Source organism: Entomobacter blattae (genome assembly GCF_014672835.1).
Taxonomy (GTDB): Bacteria; Pseudomonadota; Alphaproteobacteria; order Acetobacterales; family Acetobacteraceae; genus Entomobacter; species Entomobacter blattae.
In genome coordinates, this window is the sequence record NZ_CP060244.1 from 177,017 (window position 1) to 194,737 (window position 17,721).

General features: G+C 48.0%; 14 protein-coding genes. All 14 read left to right on the forward strand.

Annotated elements, in window-relative coordinates:
* Positions 1-74 precede the first annotated feature (74 nt).
* The 14 genes from JGUZn3_RS00810 (at position 75) to JGUZn3_RS00875 (ending at position 17,630) form a co-directional block, all read left to right on the forward strand.
* Positions 75-1,550 carry a UDP-N-acetylmuramoyl-L-alanyl-D-glutamate--2,6-diaminopimelate ligase gene (locus JGUZn3_RS00810; protein WP_203413909.1) on the forward strand — a complete coding sequence of 492 codons (1,476 nt, stop codon included), beginning with the start codon at positions 75-77 and terminating at the stop codon, positions 1,548-1,550.
* Complete coding sequence (locus tag JGUZn3_RS00815; RefSeq protein ID WP_203413910.1) at positions 1,547-3,037, forward strand: UDP-N-acetylmuramoyl-tripeptide--D-alanyl-D-alanine ligase; 1,491 nt, start codon at positions 1,547-1,549, stop codon at positions 3,035-3,037. Before JGUZn3_RS00810 ends, JGUZn3_RS00815 begins: the two co-directional genes overlap by 4 nt.
* Positions 3,037-4,128 carry a phospho-N-acetylmuramoyl-pentapeptide-transferase gene (gene mraY, locus JGUZn3_RS00820; RefSeq protein ID WP_203413911.1) on the forward strand — a complete coding sequence of 364 codons (1,092 nt, stop codon included), beginning with the start codon at positions 3,037-3,039 and terminating at the stop codon, positions 4,126-4,128. Before JGUZn3_RS00815 ends, mraY begins: the two co-directional genes overlap by 1 nt.
* The gene (gene murD, locus JGUZn3_RS00825) at positions 4,125-5,564 is read left to right on the forward strand and encodes a UDP-N-acetylmuramoyl-L-alanine--D-glutamate ligase (RefSeq protein WP_203413912.1); all 1,440 of its coding nucleotides are present in this window, start codon (positions 4,125-4,127) and stop codon (positions 5,562-5,564) included. Before mraY ends, murD begins: the two co-directional genes overlap by 4 nt.
* The gene (locus JGUZn3_RS00830) at positions 5,564-6,733 is read left to right on the forward strand and encodes an FtsW/RodA/SpoVE family cell cycle protein (protein ID WP_203413913.1); all 1,170 of its coding nucleotides are present in this window, start codon (positions 5,564-5,566) and stop codon (positions 6,731-6,733) included. The genes murD and JGUZn3_RS00830 overlap by 1 nt, the downstream gene beginning before the upstream one ends.
* On the forward strand, positions 6,730-7,845 hold the full coding sequence (murG, locus tag JGUZn3_RS00835; protein WP_203413914.1) for an undecaprenyldiphospho-muramoylpentapeptide beta-N-acetylglucosaminyltransferase: 1,116 nt from the start codon (positions 6,730-6,732) through the stop codon (positions 7,843-7,845). The genes JGUZn3_RS00830 and murG overlap by 4 nt, the downstream gene beginning before the upstream one ends.
* A gap of 5 nt (positions 7,846-7,850) precedes the next feature.
* On the forward strand, positions 7,851-9,296 hold the full coding sequence (murC, locus tag JGUZn3_RS00840) for a UDP-N-acetylmuramate--L-alanine ligase (RefSeq protein ID WP_203413915.1): 1,446 nt from the start codon (positions 7,851-7,853) through the stop codon (positions 9,294-9,296).
* A gap of 9 nt (positions 9,297-9,305) precedes the next feature.
* Positions 9,306-10,277, forward strand: a complete 972-nt coding sequence (gene murB / locus JGUZn3_RS00845; protein ID WP_238996844.1) for a UDP-N-acetylmuramate dehydrogenase — start codon at positions 9,306-9,308, stop codon at positions 10,275-10,277.
* Between the two features lie 4 nt (positions 10,278-10,281).
* A complete protein-coding gene (locus JGUZn3_RS00850) occupies positions 10,282-11,220 on the forward strand; it encodes a D-alanine--D-alanine ligase (RefSeq protein WP_203413916.1) in 939 nt (312 codons plus the stop codon).
* The gene (locus JGUZn3_RS00855) at positions 11,208-12,074 is read left to right on the forward strand and encodes a cell division protein FtsQ/DivIB (protein WP_203413917.1); all 867 of its coding nucleotides are present in this window, start codon (positions 11,208-11,210) and stop codon (positions 12,072-12,074) included. The genes JGUZn3_RS00850 and JGUZn3_RS00855 overlap by 13 nt, the downstream gene beginning before the upstream one ends.
* 83 nt (positions 12,075-12,157) lie before the next feature.
* A complete protein-coding gene (ftsA, locus tag JGUZn3_RS00860) occupies positions 12,158-13,549 on the forward strand; it encodes a cell division protein FtsA (RefSeq protein WP_203413918.1) in 1,392 nt (463 codons plus the stop codon).
* Between the two features lie 110 nt (positions 13,550-13,659).
* Positions 13,660-15,285, forward strand: coding sequence for a cell division protein FtsZ (gene ftsZ / locus JGUZn3_RS00865; RefSeq protein WP_203413919.1), 1,626 nt, complete (start codon positions 13,660-13,662; stop codon positions 15,283-15,285).
* Positions 15,286-15,554: 269 nt separating this feature from the next.
* Positions 15,555-16,589 (forward strand): UDP-3-O-acyl-N-acetylglucosamine deacetylase, encoded by a 1,035-nt coding sequence (lpxC, locus tag JGUZn3_RS00870; RefSeq protein ID WP_238996845.1) that lies wholly within the window; start codon positions 15,555-15,557, stop codon positions 16,587-16,589.
* Positions 16,590-16,772: 183 nt separating this feature from the next.
* On the forward strand, positions 16,773-17,630 hold the full coding sequence (locus JGUZn3_RS00875) for an outer membrane protein assembly factor BamD (RefSeq protein WP_203414728.1): 858 nt from the start codon (positions 16,773-16,775) through the stop codon (positions 17,628-17,630).
* The last annotated feature ends 91 nt before the right edge of the window (positions 17,631-17,721 follow it).

The window sequence follows — 17,721 nt, forward strand, 5'->3', positions numbered from 1 at the left end:
CCTCACAAAGGGTGGCCTGCCCATTATTGTGCTCTTTTTATATTTTATAAAACCCAAGCTTTGGCCCAACGCCCATGGATCTTTACCACCTTTTTTCTCATGTCCCTTTACCGCTTGGTACACCCCATGTTGATATCACTGATGTCGATATCACCGGCATAACGTCCAACAGCAACGATGTACAACCTGGGTTCCTGTTTGTTGCTCTTAAAGGCACAAAACAAGATGGCCACACATATATTCCCAAGGCTATCCAAGCTGGCGCAGCTGCCATTTTAGCAGAGGAGGGCACAAAACTTCCCTCTGGGGCCAAAACCTTACTCATTACTACCAACCACACGGCCTCTACCCTAGCCAAACTGGCTATGACCTTCTACGGCAGGCACATCCCTTCTACCATCGTAGGGATTACGGGCACCAATGGCAAAACAAGCACGGCAACCTTCTTACAACAACTCTGGACGCAAGAAAAAAAACATGCTGTAAGCCTTGGCACCTTAGGTCTTGGTGGCCTTACTTCTGCCCCAGATTTCGGCCCAATCCTTACTACTCCAGACAGTGTAACCCTTGCCAAAATCCTGGCTTATCTGGGCGAGCATTCCATCACCCATCTCGCTATGGAGGCCTCCTCTCATGGGTTAGCTCAACACAGGCTGGATGGCCTTACCTTTAAAACTGTGGGCTTTACCAATCTTACACGCGATCATCTGGACTATCACCCAACCGTGGAAGATTATCTGAATGCCAAGCTAAGCTTGCTCGAACACCTAGAAGTTGGTGGCCCCGTCATAGCAAATGCCGATATGGAGACCTCTATATTAGAGCGCATTACCCAAAAAGCTCACTCGCTTAATCTACCCCTTCACACGGTGGGATTTAAAGGGGAGATGATTAAGCTTCTCAATGTTAGGCCGTTACCCCAGGGGCAGGCGGTTCACTTGCGCGCTAACGGGCAAACCCATCAATTTATCACACCGCTTGTAGGACATTTCCAACTCCAAAACATGATCATGGCTGCCGCCTTAAGTAGCGCTGTTGAAACCAACACACCTATTCCCATAGCGCTTTTAGCCCATCTCCAGGGAGTGAAGGGGCGGATGGAACTCGCAGCAACACTGCCGAACCAAGCCGCTGTTTATGTTGATTATGCCCATACCCCCGATGCGCTTATGCGGCTCCTACAAGCCTTAAGACCCCATACAGCGGGACAATTGATTGTCGTTTTTGGCGCAGGCGGTGATCGCGATGCCGGTAAGCGCCCATTAATGGGGGAAATTGCTCATAAATTTGCCAATAAAGTGATTGTTACTGACGATAACCCCCGCTCAGAGGATCCCGCTCGGATCCGTAAGGAAATATTAGCGGCTGCACCGGATGGTATAGAAATAGCAGACCGTAAAAAAGCCATAGAAATAGGATTATCCCTTTTGAAATCTGGAGATATCCTGGTTGTGGCAGGCAAGGGCCATGAAGAAGGGCAGATTATCTCTGGCCAAGTTTACCCATTTAACGATGTTAAAGCCATACAATCACTAATAGGATCTCCATGACCATATTATGGACAGAAGAAGCCCTATGCCAGGCCACGGGGGGGGTCTTTCATAACAACACCTCCCCTTGTCCGCCTATTACAGGCGTATCTATTGACACACGCACCCTTGCCAAGGGAGACATGTTTGTTGCCCTAAAAGGCGAAAACCAGGATGGCCATGCTCACCTGGAAGAGGCCTTTGCCAAGGGTGCAAGTTGCGCCATGGTAGCACATGACTCCAGAGCTCATGGCTTCGGATCGTTAACCCCCCAATACCCCGCATTGGTGGTTGATGATCCTTTCAAGGGGCTTCAAAAACTTGCCTTTGCTGCCCGCAAACGTTTTAAAGGTACAATGCTGGCTGTAACGGGAAGTGTCGGGAAAACAACAACCAAGAATATGCTTCAGGCGGCTTTTTCTGCCTATGGGGTTTCCCATGCCGCTGATGCCTCTTACAACAACCATATCGGTGTTCCTCTAACCTTGGCACGCCTACCTGCTGAAGCTCAATTTGCCATATGCGAAATAGGCATGAATCATCAGGGGGAGGTCCTTCCTCTGGCACAGATGGTACAACCTGACCTTGCCATCATCACCACTATTGCCTCAGCCCATATCGGCCATATGGGCAATATGGAAGCAATTGCCCAGGAAAAAGCCTCTCTCCTACAGGCTCTTCATTCCAAGGGGGCTGCCTTTGTCCCATTCTTACCGCATTTTTTCCCTGTATTTAAAGCCTCCCTGCCCTCGGCAGATGTCAAGTTTTACACTACTGATCTTTCTAACCCCTCAGCTAACCTTTATGCCACTGACCTCATTTTAGAGGATTCTGGTTCCCAATTCATTGCCCACCTCCCGAAAGATCGCCCAGAATCTTTCCAAGAGCCCTCCCCTAGCCATCACCTTGAGCATGATCCTCAACATTCTGGGGAGCAAAATATCTCTGTTACACTCTCTTCTGGTGGAAAGCACCTTATCTATAGTGCACTGATAACCTTAGGAGCTTTATGGCACTGTGGCCTTCCCCTACGAAAAGGATGCGAAGCGATTGCCCAATTTCAGCCCGGAAAAGGAAGAGGCGGTCTCTATAACCTCAATAACGGAGACCTCTTGTTGATAGATGAAAGTTATAACGCCTCTGCTCTCTCTATTCGCAATAGTTTATCAACCCTGGGGCTCTATAAAAACCGCCGCCATATTGCCATTTTAGGAGATATTCGTGAGCTTGGGCCTTTTTCACAGTCAGAACATGAAAGCCTGGCCCCCGACGTTATGGCTAATGCTGATCTTGTTTTTTGTGCGGGTCCAGAAATGAAACATCTTTATAATAAACTCCCCTTTTCCCTGCAAGGGGGCTGGCAAGCCAGTGCACAAACCCTTATCGACGATATTTTCCCAGCTCTACGAAAGGGCGACGTTATCCTTGTAAAGGGCAGTAACGCCAGCCGTATGGGAGAGATCGTTCAAAAACTCCTTCAAACCTATCGGGGCGGAATTCTTATCTAATGCTTTATAATCTGGTCGAAGCTCTTGGTCTTTCGCATTACTCTCTCTTTAACCTTTTACGTTATATTACATTCAGGTCAGGAGCGGCGTGTTTTACGGCCCTGGCCATCTGCCTGTTTCTTGGCCCGTATGTTATCCGTAAATTGCGTGCCATTCAAAAAGAAGGCCAACCCATACGAGCCCTTGGCCCTGAGAGACATCTAACCGAAAAGGCAGGAACTCCCACAATGGGGGGGATTCTTATTCTCGCTAGCCTGTTTTGTTCTACCTTGTTATGGGCAGATCTTTCCAACCAGTTTGTATGGATTGTTTTACTGGTTACAGGGATTTTTGGTGCTGTAGGGTTTGCAGATGATTACAGAAAGTTAGCAAAGCGCAGCAGTGATGGGCTGTCCAAAAAAACCCGCCTGGGGATTGAATTCATAACCTCTGGCATTGCAGGATACTGGCTCCAAACCCTTATGCCAGACCCTCTTGCTAACCAGCTGGCTTTTCCCTTTGCCAAAGATTTTCTCTTACCCCTTTCTTATTTCTTCCCGCTTTTTGCCATGCTTGTGATTACAGGTTTTGGCAATGCGGTTAACTTTACCGATGGCTTGGATGGCTTAGCCATTGTTCCTGTGATTATTGCAGCCTTGGTCTTTTTTCTTATTGCCTATCTGGTAGGGAACCATATTTTTGCCGATTATCTCCAACTGCATGCCGTGCCCGGTTCGGGAGAAATAGGCGTGGTGTGTGCTGCCCTCATTGGCGCAGGCCTAGGGTTTTTATGGTATAATGCTCCCCCTGCGGCCATTTTCATGGGCGATACAGGCTCCCTGGCCTTGGGGGGTATCTTAGGGACAGTCGCTGTGGCCACCAAGCATGAGCTGGTTCTTTGTATTGTAGGCGGGCTTTTTGTGGCAGAGACCCTTTCCGTCATCCTACAGGTTAGTTGGTATAAAAGAACAGGAAAGCGCATTTTTCTTATGGCGCCCCTTCACCATCATTTTGAAAAAATGGGGTGGACGGAATCAAAAATTGTTATCCGCTTCTGGATTGTCTCTATTATACTGGGGCTCATTGGCCTGGCAACGTTGAAACTCAGATGAAATCATTTTCCCCTACACTCTTCTTTGGACAGCGTTATGCTGTTCTGGGCCTAGGCCGTAATGGATGTGCTGCTGTGCAAGCCCTAACCCAGATGGGCGCTTTTGTACAAGCCTGGGATGACTCCCCAGACCACCGTAAGGCCTTAGAAAACAACCTTGCTGATAAGAGCATTTCTGCCTTGTTAACACTCTCCCCCATTCAAACCCTTACCGGTATGGATGGGCTTATTCTCTCCCCGGGCATTCCCCACCACCTTCCACAACCTCACCCAGTGGCCGCCATGGCCAGAGAAAGCGGAATCCCTATCCTCTCTGATTCAGAACTTCTCTACCGCGCGGTAAGGCAAAGTGGCTCTTCGGCGGTCTTTGCTGGTATTACAGGAACAAATGGCAAATCAACCACAACCACTCTTCTCACCCATCTCCTGCAACACCATAACATTCCTGCCGTAGCTGGTGGCAATCTTGGCCCTGCTGCCCTCTCCCTTCCACTCCTGGATGATCAAGGGGTGTATGTTCTGGAAATGTCCTCCTACATGCTGGAGCGCGTGTATGATCTGCGCTTTCATGTCGCCTGCCTTCTTAACCTTACCCCTGACCATTTAGACCGTCATGGTCATATGGACGGATATGCAGCCGCAAAGAAGCGTATTTTTCAAAACCAGAACTCTCATGATTTATCTCTCATCAGCCAAGATGACACTTCCTGTCTGAAAATCACAGAAGAGCTCGAAAAAACAAGCCTTTCAGAGATCGTCAAAATGACATCCTCTCCCAGGATTTCCGCTCCACTTTCTACAGATGGCCAGAAAATATATTATGAGGGTCAGGCCGTGCTCTCCCTGCAAGAAGCTAAAACTTTACCAGGCCTTCATAATGCCCAAAATGCCATGGCCGCAAGCCTGATGGCCCACCGCTTGGGTGTTCCCTTCCCGGCCATTCAAAAAGGGCTACAAACTTACCCTGGTCTGGCTCACCGCCAGCAAATGGCCGGCACGGTTGGCAGTGTCCACTTTATTAACGACAGCAAGGCCACCAACGCCGATGCCGCAAGCAAAGCCCTTTCCTGTTATAACCCGCTGGTATGGATTGCTGGGGGCCAAAGCAAAGCTGGAGGCATAGAAAGCCTAGTGACTTTTTTTCCTCACATTGCCAAAGCTTTCCTGATCGGTCAGGATGCTGAAATTCTGGCACAGACTCTTGCAAGACATCATGTTGAATTCAGCCTTTCCGGCACATTGGAACAAGCCACTCAGGCTGCCTATGCCTATGCCAGTGCTAACGCTATTGCCACAGTACTTTTTTCTCCTGCCTGTGCAAGCTTTGACCAATTTAAAAATTTTGAAGAACGTGGAGAACGTTTTGTTGAAATTGTTTCCCATATGGGGCTACACCCTATGAAAAACGTACCATTACAACCACCGGATTCTTTATAATGTCAGGCCTCTCCCGTATTGATGACTCCTTTTTGGGCAAATGGTGGCGCAACACAGACCGCTGGACCCTTGGTTGCGTGGGAATACTTATTGGATTTGGCTATATCCTTATGCTGGCTGCAAGCCCCGCCGTGGCCTCACGTATTGGGGCCTCACGTGATATGTTTATTTTCAAGCAGGTGATCTTTTTAACCCTTGCGGGCCTCATCATCTTTCTGACTTCCTTGCTTTCACCGCAAGGCATAAAACGACTGGCCATTTTGGGCTGTATCCTTGCCATTATTGCCACGGCGCTAACCCTTGTCCATGGTATTGAAATTAAAGGAGCTAGACGCTGGATTGCCATTCCCTTCATGTCTATCCAGCCATCAGAGTTCTTAAAACCCTGCTTTGCTGTAGTGACAGGATGGCTCCTGGGGGGAATGAAAAACCGATCTTTTTTCCCAGGTATGATTATTGCCTGTGTGCTTTTTGGTATTATTCTTGTGCTGCTAAAATCCCAGCCCGATATTGGAATGCTATCAGTTATTGCGGCTGTTTTTATGATCCAGCTCTTTGTGGCGGGCCTTAACCTTGCATTTGTAGGCATTGGTGTTGGCAGTATGATCGCTGCCTTTATTGGGGCCTATATTGCCTTTCCCCATGTGCGCTCACGTGTTGAACGCTTTCTTCACCCCAATGTTGGGGATCATTATCAGATTGATACAGCTTTGAGAGCCTTTGGAAATGGCGGATTTTTGGGCCGGGGCCCTGGGGAAGGCCGGGTTAAAGATTTGCTCCCTGACGCCCATGCCGACTTTGTATTTGCCGTTGCCGGAGAGGAATATGGGTTTTTAGTTTGCCTGTTTATTGTGTTATTATTCTGCTTCATCGTTGTACGGGCTTTACTGAAAATGCTAAAAGAAGATGATCCCTTTATTATCCTTGCCACCACCGGCCTGGTTTCAGGCTTTGGCTTGCAAGCCTTTATCAACATGGGCTCAACTCTGCATCTTATCCCCACTAAGGGGATGACCCTTCCTTTTATTTCCTATGGGGGTTCATCAGCCATTTCTATTGCCCTGGCCATTGGTATGTTGCTGGCCTTAACAAGACAGCGCATCAATTACGAAGAGACCGTCATTAACACGGGTATCCCAGGGCGTAAACGAAGGATGGTCAAACTATGAGCGAGCGTAAAGCCGTTATCGCTGCCGGGGGAACAGGGGGGCATTTTTTCCCTGCAGAAGCCTTAGCCAATGCCCTCCATCAGCGCGGTTATGAATTAATCCTTATGACTGATAGCCGAGCCGGGCTTAGAAAAGACGGTATTTTTTCCTCTTCCCAACAATTTACTCTCCCTGGAGCTGGAATTGCAGGCCATAGTCTAAAACGTAAAATTTCCTCTGGCCTGGCCTTATTAGTGGGCGCTGCACAGGCCCGCAATATTTTAAAGGCCACTCACCCCCAGGTTGTTATAGGGTTTGGAGGATATCCCTCTATCCCACCTCTATTGGGGGCTTACCTCCTCAGAAAGAACATTCGCATTATCCTGCATGAGGGCAACGCAGTGCTTGGGCATGCCAACCGCTTTTTGGCCCGTTTTGCCGATGCCATCGGAACCTCATTCCCAGAAGTCAATAATATTCCGGCAAGATGCTTTACAGCCTTAACAGGAATGCCCGTTAGGGAAGATATTGCCCAACTCTACCATACCCCTTACACGCCACCAGCAGAGGATGGCCCCATTCAGCTTCTTATTTGGGGAGGCTCCCTGGGAGCTCGTATTTTTGGCCAAGTGGTCCCCCAAACTCTTTGTCAATTGCCCGATCACCTCCGCAAGCGCCTTATGGTTACCCAACAGGTCCGACAAGAGGATATACAAGAGGTTAATAGCATTTATGCAGCAGCAGGTATTCATGCCACAACGGCTCCCTTTTTTACCAACATTGCAGAGCTGCTCAGTAAAGCCCATCTGGTTATTGGAAGAGCAGGAGGCTCTTCGGTCGCAGAATTAACGCTTGCTGGCAAACCAGCCATTTTTGTGCCCCTCCCCATTGCTGCCAACGATGAACAAACAGCTAATGCCCGCATCTTGGAAAAAGATGGAGCTGGGTGGGTGCTTCCCCAAACAGAATTTCGTTATGAAACCTTGTATCCCCTTTTAGTCAGACTCCTTTCTAATACTCATGATCTGGCCGCTTCTGCCCATGCCGTAAGACAACATGCCCATCCTTATGCGGCCGAACAGCTGGCAAACCTGGTTGACTCAACCACCGCCCATTCCTCAAGGAGTTCTTAAATCTCATGCGCGCAATCCCTCTTTCCATAGGAACTATCCATTTTGTTGGCATTGGCGGCATTGGTATGTCGGGTATTGCTGAAGCCTTGTATAGCCTGGGGTATAAGGTGCAAGGCTCTGACCTGCATGAGAACACCAACGTATTAAGGCTACGCAAGCTGGGCATTCCTATCCATATTGGCCATAATGAGAGGAATTTGGGAGATGCTCAAGTCGTTGTGACTTCAACAGCGGTAAACCAGAAAGATAACCCTGAAGTGGCAGCGGCCCGCAGCCGTTTTATTCCTGTTGTCAGGCGGGCGGAAATGCTGGCAGAACTTATGCGCCTGCGTTGGTCTATTGCTGTGGGCGGAACACACGGGAAAACAACAACTACCAGCCTTATTGCTGCCGTTCTGGAAGCGGCTAAAATGGACCCTACTGTGATCAATGGCGGCATTATTGAAGCCTATGGGACGAATACCCGTATGGGAACTGGCGACTGGATGGTTGCAGAAGCCGATGAAAGTGATGGTTCTTTTCTCAGATTACCTGCTGTTATTGCCATTGTCACCAATATGGACCCAGAGCATCTAGACCATTGGGGCACAGCAGAAGCCATGCAGGAGGCCTATCACCAGTTTGTCTCCAGCATCCCCTTCTACGGGTTTGCTGTATTATGTATTGATCATCCCTCTGTTCAACAAATGATCCCTCATCTTTCTGATCATAAGATTATTACATATGGGTTTTCACCTCAGGCTGATATTCGAGCTGAAAAACTCATTACCGATAAATTGGGGGCCACTTTTGAAGTGACTGCAACAAACCGCATCACCAGAAAGTCCCGCACGATGGGGCCGTTTCGGCTGCCAATGCTGGGGAACCACAATGTCCAAAATGCCCTTGCTGCCATTGCTGTAGCCGTGGAGATGGAAATTGGCGATAGCACGATCCGTTCAGCCTTTGCCAGCTTTAAAGGGGTTAAACGACGCTTTACCCGTACAGGTGAAGTAAATGGAGTGACGATAGTTGATGATTATGGCCATCACCCTATTGAAATTGCAGCCGTTCTCAAGGCGGCCAGGCAGGCAGGGGCCAGAAATGTTGTTGCCGTTATTCAACCCCATCGGTATTCACGGGTAAAAATGTTGTTTAGCGAGTTTTGCTCATGCTTAAACGACGCTAGTACCGTTATTGTAGCCGATATCTATCCCGCCGGAGAGCAACCCATATCCGGGATCGATAAAGACAGCCTTATTGAAGGAATTCGTGCTCATGGGCATCGCTCTGTCGTCCCACTGCCCGACCCAGAGCACCTTGCCGAAATGATTGCCGCTATAACCAAACCTGGCGATTTTGTTATTTGCCTGGGCGCTGGAAGTATTACCAACTGGGCTCAGGCTCTTCCTGAGCAGCTTAAAGCTCTCCAACAGGCTTCGCATCCCAGCCATGTTAAAGCCGAACTATAGGAGGAATTCGTGCCTGTCCTTCCTCTCATCAAAACAGAACCCTTTCCCCACTCATGGATTGCCGACCTTCTAGAGAAGCTTGCCCTTTTGAAGGGACGTATAAAAGCGGAAACCCCCTTGGGGGCCCAAACCTGGTTTCGTGTGGGTGGTAAGGCCGATATCCTTATCCATCCCAAAGATGTTGATGACCTTTCCTTCCTAATGGCCACTGTTCCTTTCGATATTCCTGTTACCATATTGGGAGCAAGCTCGAATGTTATTATACGGGATGGCGGAATTCACGGCGTTGTTATCCGCCCTCTTAAAGGGTTTGCCGATATCAAGATTACTGATGAAGGACTCATAGCCGGGGCCGCATGCTTGGATTCTACAGTGGCTGAAACAGCGGCAAAAGCAAGCTTGGCCGGTTTTGAGTTTCTTTGTAGTATTCCCGGCTCTATCGGAGGGGCAATTGCCATGAATGCAGGAGCTCATGGGGCCGATATTGCCAGTATCTTACAATGGATAGAACTCGTAACCCGGGAAGGAAAAATTATCCGCCTGGAGGCTGCCCACCTTAATCTTGCCTATCGGCATGCTAGTTTACCAGCAGGGGCCGTTGTTACCAAAGCCTGTTTTAACGCCCAAAGGGGAAACTCCACCCATATTCTCGCAAAAATGGCAGATATTCGCCATCAGAGGGAAATAAGCCAACCCATTCACTCCCGTACCGGGGGGTCAACCTTCCGCAACCCACTCCCTGAAGAAAGCCTTCAAAAGGCCTGGGAGCTTATTGATGCAGCAGGCTGTAGAGGACTCACTTTAGGAGATGCCCAAATCAGCCCCCTGCACTGTAATTTTATGATTAATACGGGCAATGCCACCGCCCATGACCTCGAAACCTTAGGAGAAACGGTAAGAGAGAAAGTCAAAAACAATTCTGGTATCACCCTCCACTGGGAAATTAAACGTATTGGCCATTACCAAAAAGAGGGGCTCTAAAACCATGAACAAATCCTTCACCCGTGTCTGTGTTGTTTATGGTGGCCGTTCTTCTGAGCGTGAAATCAGTATTTCCAGTGGGAAGAATGTTATCGCAGCCCTGGAACATGAAGGGTTCCGTGTGATCTCATTTGACCTTCACAATACTCTTCTGCCCTTTGTAGAGTTCCTGCAGAAAGAAAAGCCCGACGTGGTCTTTAATGCTCTCCACGGACGCTATGGAGAAGATGGGGCCCTTCAAGGGGTTTTGGAATGGATGGGGATTGCCTATACTCATTCAAACATTCTGGCTTCAGCCATGGCTATGGATAAGGCTGTTACCCGTCAGATTCTTACAGCAACCAGCCTCCCAGTTGCCAAAGGGGGCCTATATACCCCCGAAGAGCTCTTAAAGCAGGTTCCGTTGAGTTTCCCCTTTGTGATGAAACCCATTAATGAAGGCTCATCAATCGGGGTCAGTATTATTCATTCTCCGGAAGAGCTAAAAGCTGCCATAAGCCAGTGGCACTATGGCCCGAAAATTCTCATTGAAGATTTTATCCCAGGGCGAGAACTCACTGTTGGCGTATTGCAAGACCGCGCCTTGACAGTCACAGATATTACCCCTGCGTCCAGCCAGGGCCATGAGTTTTATGATTACGGCTCCAAATACAAACAGGGAGGCTCCTCTCACCTCCTTCCAGCCCGTATTCCACCCCTTATCTTCAACCAGGCCATGGACTATGCCTTAAAGGCTCATAAAGCTTTGGGATGCAGTGGTGGCAGCCGTACGGACTTTCGCTATAATGATACCCTCGGTGAAGAAAACTTAGTCATCCTGGAGGTTAATACCCAGCCCGGCATGACACGCACATCCTTATTACCAGAGCAGGCAGCTTATTGTGGCATTCCCTACTCAGCCCTATGCCGCTGGATGGTGGAAAACGCCCTATGCCGCACCTAAGCCAACACCCTAATCACCTAAACGACCGCCCCTCTCGTTTGACCTTGTTCATGCGTAGACAAAAGCGCATGCTTCAGCCATTGGCCATTCTCCTCTTACTCTGTGGGCTTATTGCCGGTGGGGCCTATATCCTCCTTTCCTCTAGCGAGGATATACCCATGATTGCCCTGCGGGATAAGCTCGGTAACTTACTTCCCTTTCATGTTTCCAATATTTCCATCCACGGGAATACCCTAACCTCTGATGACGAAATCCTTCAGGCAGCCAATATCCATAAAGGTGATTCCATTCTGAAAATTTCTGTAGAAGGTGTTCGAAAAAAAATCGATACCCTCCCCTTTATTGATCATTCCGTAGTCGAGCGCCACTTGCCAGGCAGTATCATTATTACTGTGATAGAACGTTCCCCTTATGCTGTCTGGCAGCATGATAGACATTTTATGCTGATCGACCGAAGTGGTAAAATCGTTGCCGATAAAGGCATGACAGGAAAAGATGCCCAGGCCTATATGCGCCTACCCCTTGTTGTGGGGAATGATGCCAACACTGCTGCCGCCGATCTGATAGACACACTAGCCAATTTTCCCGAAATTAAAGACCGCGTCGTGGCCGCCATAAGAATTGGCGAAAGACGATGGAACTTGCAACTCCGTGATGGCACAACCATCTACTTACCAGAAGCTGAAGAACAGGCAGCCCTTAAACGCCTGACAGACTTTCAAAATACCATCAAGCTCCTCGACAGACCCGTTTCGGTAATAGATATGCGCCTTCCCGATCGCCTTATTATTCGTCAACATTCGAGCCTGACTTTTCCTGTTCTCAAGAGCGTTAAACTGGCTTATAATGGTTAAAGTAAACGTTCTGTGCTGTTCGTATTGTTAAATCTATCATGCCCGAACCAAAAATTGATAACAAAAAGAAATGAGAGGCTTCCATGAATGAGCTGGCACTAACTCCACCTCCCTCAAAAAAGTCAGGGCATTTCCAAAAACAAGCCGTAAGATCTCCGAAAAATAAAGCCTTAGCCATTTTAGGATCTCGTTTCTCATCAGAAATAACACCACCTGATGATCCCCCGACACACCCGAAATGGCTCCCAGGAACTTTTGGCGTATTAGATATTGGCAGCAGTAAGATATGTTGCTTTATTGGCAAGGGTGAGCCAAACGGAAACCTGCGCATACTAGGGGCGGGTTGGCATCGTTCACATGGGGTTAAACAAGGGGGCATTACCCATTTAAAAGACGCAGAAAAAGCCATTCGGGCTGCCGTAGGTCAAGCAGAGGAAGCTGCTGAACGGCGATTGGAAAAGGTTTTTATCAACCTTTCCTGTGGCCAGCCTGAAAGCCGGCTCTTTAACCTGCGTTGGCCTGTAGGCGGGCGAGCTGTTACCGAAGCTGACATCCGTAGGATTGTTAATGAAGGCCTGATCCGTTCTACAACTGAAGGCCGGGATATCATCCATGCCTTACCTCTGGGCTTTGCAGTCGATGACACGATCGGTGTAACAGACCCAAGGGGCCATCAATGTGATCAGCTTTCTGCAAGCCTCCATATTATTGATGCCTCTTCCATGGCCTTACGAAACCTTGCTTCTGTGCTCGTGCAGGCAGAACTTAAAATTGAAGCCCTTGTTTCTTCGCCTCTGACCTCGGGCCTATCTGTGCTTGCACCCGATGAACGAGACCTAGGTGCGATTGTAGTGGATATGGGAGCAGGCATCACCACCATAGGAATTTTTGGAGAAGACCAGCTTCTGCATACAGCCCAAGTCCGTATTGGGGGGCACCATATCACCCGTGATATCGCCAGCATGCTTTCCACCTCTATTGCCTCAGCAGAGCGGCTTAAAACTTTTTATGGAAGTGCAACAACTTCCCCCGATGACGATTTAGAGATCCTGCCCGTACAAACGACTGGCGACTATGTTGAACAACTTATTAATGTGCCTCGTTCAAAAATTATCTCTATTATTCGCCCCCGTATAGAGGAAACCCTGGAACTGATCCGTGACCGACTTGATAGTGCCGGTGTAGGCAAAGCAGCTAATGGCCGTGTGGTTCTTACCGGCGGAGCATCCCTTCTGAACGGAATTGGCCCCTTGGCTGCTCGTATTTTGAACAGGCAAGTCCGCCTTGGGCGCCCCAAAGGAATTATTGGTCTACCAGGTGATCCTTCCATTGCTCCCAATTTTTCTACAGCAGCCGGTTTGCTCGCTTGGGCTGCTGGTGCTGGGCGTTCATTAACCGATATAGATTTTACCGAAAATGGACGACCCAACAGTTTTATGCGCAAAATTGTTGATTTTTTAAGAGAAAAAGTGTGATAGTCCACATTAAAAGGTTTCTTTATTATAGAAAAATAGTATAATTCTCTAAAATAGCACAAAAATAAATTATTCGATTATTCCATTATCAGTGTTATCGGGGACAGGTAATGACATTAAATTTAACTATTCCACAACAAACATATGCTGATTTTACGCCCCGTATTACTGTAATAGGTGTTGGCGGTGGTGGAACCAACGCAGTTGATAACATGATTCAATCTAACCTGCAGGGGGTAGATTTTGTTGTTGCCAATACCGATGCCCAACAACTTACTCATAGTCTTGCAGAAAGGCGGATCCAGTTAGGCCCACACCTAACTCAAGGGTTGGGGGCTGGTGCAAAGCCAGAAATCGGGAAAGCTGCCGCCGAGGAAGCTGCCGATGAAATTGCACGCCATATGGAAGGTGCCCATATGGTTTTTGTTACCGCTGGTATGGGCGGTGGCACAGGAACCGGGGCTGCCCCCGTTATTGCCCGCATGGCCAGAGAGCGAGATATTCTCACTGTAGGTGTGGTGACAAAACCCTTCTCCTTCGAGGGAATTCGTCGTGCCAAAGCTGCAGAGGCAGGCCTTGCAGAACTCCAACAATATGTTGATACCTTGATCGTTATCCCAAACCAGAATCTGTTTATGCTGGCTAACGAAAAAACAGGGTTTAAAGAAGCCTTTAAAATGGCTGACCATGTTCTTTATATGGGCGTACGCGGTGTTACGGACCTTATGGTTTCCCCTGGCCTTATTAATCTGGACTTTGCTGATATCCGTACTATCATGGCCGAAATGGGAAAAGCCATGATGGGAACAGGTGAAGCTGATGGGGATAATCGTGCCATCCGGGCTGCAGAAGCTGCCATTTCTAACCCGCTCCTCGAGGATACTTCTATGGCAGGGGCACGGGGGCTTCTGATCAACATCACGGGCGGCGAAGACATGACGCTGATGGAAGTAGAGCAAGCAGCCGAACGCATCCGCGAAGAAGTAGCAGAAGATGCCAATATCATCTTCGGGTCTGCCATTGACGATCGGCTTGAAGGAAAGGTCAGGGTTTCTGTTGTCGCAACAGGGATAGACACCCCCCCACCCAGTGTTGCAACCAAACCCATAGAAGCTGAAACTTCTCCCGTACAGGAAGCATCTACGACCTATTACCAAACGCCACCAGCTTCCCAAAACGGCTTTTTTGAGCCTCTATCAACAACTGCTCAACCAAATCAAGGGAATGTTGGGCATTCTGTTTCCTCTCAACCAGTGAGCAACCCTCCCCCACAGGCTCCTTCTAATAATACAGGGGTACAGCACCACGCTACCCCATTGCACCAACAAGCTGAACCTTCTCAACAGGCTTCTCATTATTCTTCTGGAGGAAATGCCCCGCAGGCAGCAGGTTTGGCTTCTAATCCTTATCATGCTCCATCACCTAACAGCATCCCTGTAAAATCAGGAACGCAAAATGCTTCGGTTCCACCGCGTTCAGGTCTCTTTTCTGAAACTGCCCGAGATGCTGAACCTCCTGCAGCACCCTCTCGTAGCCTTTTTGGGATTGTAACAGGAGCGCTGCGCAGAAACATTCTCAACACGCCCCCTCCACAACCCCCACGAGAAAGAGAGGCCCCTAAAACAGAGCCTTCTATAAATAAAGGCACAAGCGAGAACGCTCCTGGGCATTTCCAACCGAACAGTGATGATGCAGGCTTGGAAATACCAGCTTTTCTACGCCGTAAATCATTCTAGCATTTCTAAAATTTATATCACGCTTTTTTAAGAGCGATTTTTGGAGGATGTCCATTCCGCACGGATGGGCGTTCTCTCTATAGGGGTACGGTCCATTGGTAACAGTTAGCAATAATGTTTTACCGTGCATTGCCTTTCTTTAGAAACGAACAGATGGTATGAATTGATGGATAAGAAAAGATAGACAATTGAAGAACTTTAAAAAACACTTGTCGTAAATGCTATATTGTCTTTCCAAACCTTAACATCATTTAAGGAGGATTTATACCGTGGACAGCATTGCAACCTTAGCCACTCTTGATGAGCTTGGTTTATCTTCTTCTTATACCTCTCAACAGCGCATTAAACTTGCTTTTCCGTCACCGCTTTCTCCGCTGACTTTTCAGGCTAAAACATTTTCTTCTTCCATTTGCTGTACAGGAACCGGCTTACATAGCGGTAAGAAGATTTCTTTAACACTCAACCCTGCCCCTGTGGGCCATGGTATCACCTTTACACGGACTGATCTGCGCCACTCCTTAAAGATTCCGGCCATTTACTCCAATGTGGTTGAAACGCATTTCAGCACTGTCATCGCCAATCCTGAACAGCCTACTATAAAAATGGCCACTATTGAGCATATCATGGCTGCTCTCGGTGGTCTTGGTATTACAGATGCTGCCATAGACGTTAATGGCCCTGAGATTCCCATCCTGGATGGATCCTCTTCAGAGTTTATCTTTCTTATGGAATGTGCAGGTATCACCCACCAGGAGGCCTTTCTTCCCTATATGGAAATTTTAAAGACGGTGCGGGTAGAAGATGGAGATGCCTATGCTGAAATTCGTCCCAACCATTGCTATAAGGGTCTTACACTGGATTTCTCGATAGAATTCTCAGCCCCTGCCATTGGACAGCAAAGCTTTGTCCTTAATCTGTCCGCAGATTCCTTTCGTAATGAAGTTGCCAATTGTCGTACCTTTGTATTACGGCATGAGATAGAAAAACTTTATGACGCTGGTATGGCTCTTGGAGGATCCCTTGATAATGCTATTGTTGTAGATGATGATAAAATTCTTAATCCTACAGGGTTAAGGCATCCCAACGAGTTTGTTCGCCATAAAACCATGGACGCTGTAGGCGACCTCAACTTGGCAGGCATGCCCATTCATGGCTATTTTACTGGCCACAAATCAGGCCATGGGTTAAATAACAAGCTGTTACGAGCACTTTTTGCCAAACCCGATGCCTGGCGTATTATTCCTACGGCTACACCAAGAGACAAGCAAAAACCCTCACCTGTCAATGCCCTCCTGACAAACTAAAAAAGACGTGTTGTTTTTGTAACTACTGTAAGGATTTGTAGCAAAACTCTGTCTTGGGATTTCCTTTCTTTATAACTTCATGGTAAAGGAAGAAGGAAATGGTTCGAAAAGCAGCTCTATACAAATATCATACGGAAAATAACAGTGTCTCATTCTTTTGCACAGCGCCCCAGGAATAAAGCCATAAAAAATTTTTCTGTAGCCAAATCCTTTCTTCCTCTTTTAGCCGTGCTAGCCCTTACAGCATGTTCTTCTGATGAAGACAGTATTAAGCAGGATCCAGAGCATCAAACCGCCCTTCAAGGAAATGCAGAAACCCTTTACAATAATGGAATAGACGCCCTTCGTTCTGAGCGCTATGAGCAAGCTATTGAGCTATTTGAAACCCTCCAGCAGAATTTCCCCTACTCTGGTTATGTTGCTAATGCCCAGCTGATGGAAGGGTATGCCTACTATCTACAAGGGTCCTACCCAGATGCGGTTCGTATCTTGGAGAAGTTTCTTCAGCTTCACCCCACTAGCCCCGATGCTGCTTATGCCTATTATTTGCGGGCATTATGCTTTTACGAACAAATCCCCGATGTGCAACGCGATCAGCGCATTACTCTAGATGCCATGACAGCATTAAACGAAGTGGTCACGCGGTTTCCCCAAACATCTTATGCAAGGGATGCGCAGCTGAAAATTGACCTCTGTCGTGATCACCTCGCAGGAAAAGAGATGCTTGTTGGCCGCTATTATGCACAACAAAAAGTTTATGGGGGCGCTCTTAACCGCTTCCAACGCGTTGTTCTTGATTTTCAGACAACCAACCATGTTGCTGAAGCCCTTTACAGACTTGTAGAGGTCAACCTCCATTTGGGCCTTACAGAACAAGCCCGTAAAGCAGCCAGTGTATTAGGCTATAACTACCCGGGTAGCCCATGGTATCGGTATGCCTACGATGTAATGAAAGACAATAACTTGCTGAGTAATAAGGCCCCTACACCGAAAGCTCCTGAAGAAGATTTTTTCTCTCATCTATGGGGTGAGGTTTTCTAGTTCTTGGATTGAAAAGAGGAGATATTTTTTCATTCTATTGCCTTCCTTAGCCTTTATCCCCCATAATTTTCCTCAGTAAGGTGTTTTTACT

What these genes read in the sequence shown, in the direction of transcription:
- JGUZn3_RS00810 (WP_203413909.1), top strand. Translation starts at nt 75, where the DNA reads ATGGATCTTTACCACCTTTTTTCTCATGTCCCTTTACCGCTTGGTACA.
- JGUZn3_RS00815 (WP_203413910.1), top strand. Translation starts at nt 1,547, where the DNA reads ATGACCATATTATGGACAGAAGAAGCCCTATGCCAGGCCACGGGGGGG.
- mraY (WP_203413911.1), top strand. Translation starts at nt 3,037, where the DNA reads ATGCTTTATAATCTGGTCGAAGCTCTTGGTCTTTCGCATTACTCTCTC.
- murD (WP_203413912.1), top strand. Translation starts at nt 4,125, where the DNA reads ATGAAATCATTTTCCCCTACACTCTTCTTTGGACAGCGTTATGCTGTT.
- JGUZn3_RS00830 (WP_203413913.1), top strand. Translation starts at nt 5,564, where the DNA reads ATGTCAGGCCTCTCCCGTATTGATGACTCCTTTTTGGGCAAATGGTGG.
- murG (WP_203413914.1), top strand. Translation starts at nt 6,730, where the DNA reads ATGAGCGAGCGTAAAGCCGTTATCGCTGCCGGGGGAACAGGGGGGCAT.
- murC (WP_203413915.1), top strand. Translation starts at nt 7,851, where the DNA reads ATGCGCGCAATCCCTCTTTCCATAGGAACTATCCATTTTGTTGGCATT.
- JGUZn3_RS00850 (WP_203413916.1), top strand. Translation starts at nt 10,282, where the DNA reads ATGAACAAATCCTTCACCCGTGTCTGTGTTGTTTATGGTGGCCGTTCT.
- JGUZn3_RS00855 (WP_203413917.1), top strand. Translation starts at nt 11,208, where the DNA reads ATGCCGCACCTAAGCCAACACCCTAATCACCTAAACGACCGCCCCTCT.
- ftsA (WP_203413918.1), top strand. Translation starts at nt 12,158, where the DNA reads ATGAATGAGCTGGCACTAACTCCACCTCCCTCAAAAAAGTCAGGGCAT.
- ftsZ (WP_203413919.1), top strand. Translation starts at nt 13,660, where the DNA reads ATGACATTAAATTTAACTATTCCACAACAAACATATGCTGATTTTACG.